1 protein-coding gene is annotated in these 1,530 nt (G+C 62.7%); it reads left to right on the forward strand.

From position 1 onward, the window contains the following. Positions 1-57: 57 nt before the first annotated feature. A partial coding sequence (locus EOA38_RS36300; RefSeq protein ID WP_245481017.1) for a relaxase/mobilization nuclease domain-containing protein occupies positions 58-1,530 on the forward strand: 1,473 nt, incomplete at its 3' end.

Here is a 1,530-nt window from a genome sequence, read left to right on the forward strand (position 1 = left end):
CGGCCGAGGGCCGCTGCCGACAGGCTGGCGGCCGGGTATCAGCCGGCGGTTCTGAAGGTGATTTCCTACGGGCATGGCGTCACCAGGGCAGCGGCCATCGGTCAATATATCCAGAAGGAGGGCGTCGCGCTCGAAACGCATGACGCGCGTATCCTGGCAACGCAGGAGGCCGTTGCCGAGGAAATGAAACAGTGGGGTAAGGGCTTCGACAAGCGGCGGGAAAGCGAGGATGTGGCGACGTTCCGGCTTTCGCTGGCAGGGGAAGAGAGTGCCGCGCGCCTTTCACAGGCAGTTCAGGCCGGTTTCGCCGGCCACGGTTTCGCCTATCGTATCGACACACTGCAGGACGGATCGAGTGTCGCGCGCGTCGTCGCGACCATGGCCGGACACAGCGTCGTGAAAGGTGAGAACGGGGACAACAAGGTGAAGCATCGGTTTCACCTTTCCGATCGGCGCCAGCATGATCGCCAGTTCTCAGCCCCCACCCGGGCCATGATCGCCGCGCGGGTCTCCGAGGCGCTTGGCGTCAAGGAGGATGCCGTTTCGGTGAAGCCAATTGGGGAACCCAGCCACGGCAAAGCCGGTGTCGTGTTCCAGCTCTCGCGCCTTACCCATGACGGAGCGGCGATCGGCGCCGACGGTGCGGCGATCGCGTCTGAGGGTGCGGTTCGGCAGACCGCGCAGTCCTGGGACAAGACCCTGAATTCCTACAAGCCTCGCGACACCATGCACATGATCTTGTCGGCAAAGGCGGGCGAGGACAGGCAGGCTCTGGTGAGGGCCGCGCGTGGGTTCCTGCATGAACAGTTCCCGAACCACAAATTCGCCTTTGGCATGCACGCCGATATGGCCGAGGAGGGCGGCCATATTCATGTCCACGCCATCGTCGCCGTGAAGGGTGAGGACAGTGAGCGCTTGCGACCAGGCCCGGCCCAGCTTCGCGAATGGCGCGCGCTCTATGCCGAGCACGCGCAAGCGCAGGGCATGAAAATCGTCGCGACTTCCGCGGCCTATCGCGCCTCATCACAAAGCTATGGTCCGCGCGACAAAGCGATCGTGGCCACGGCCGAAAAGCCACGGCCGGGCAGGGAGGCGCGGGACCGCGCCTACGCCCGTGCAAACCCGCACGTCATCGAGAAAGCCCGCCAGCGGATCAACCACGCAAAGGCCAACCCGATAAAGATTCCGATTTCGGCGTGCCAGCTGCAGGCCACCCAGACAGGCCTTCAGGAATGGCACTCGGTCGCCGCATCTCAGCCGGATAACACGATAGCGAGTCACTTCAATGATCGGATGACGCAAGCCGTCCGATCCGGTACTGTTGTGGTCGCTATCCGAGATGGAAAGGGTGTTCAAATGAGTTCAGATGCCACCGCGGACCAGATGCGGGAAAACCTAAAAGAGATCAACGAGACCGTTAACAAGACAGCGGCGATGATGAACGGCCAAGCCAAAGCGGAGTTCTTACGGCGCGCGGCGCCCACCATGGAGCTCCTTGCGATCCGGACGGATCTCAAATCCCTGCAGGAA

The sequence above is a fragment of the Mesorhizobium sp. M1E.F.Ca.ET.041.01.1.1 genome (genome assembly GCF_003997355.1).
Lineage (GTDB): Bacteria > Pseudomonadota > Alphaproteobacteria > Rhizobiales > Rhizobiaceae > Mesorhizobium.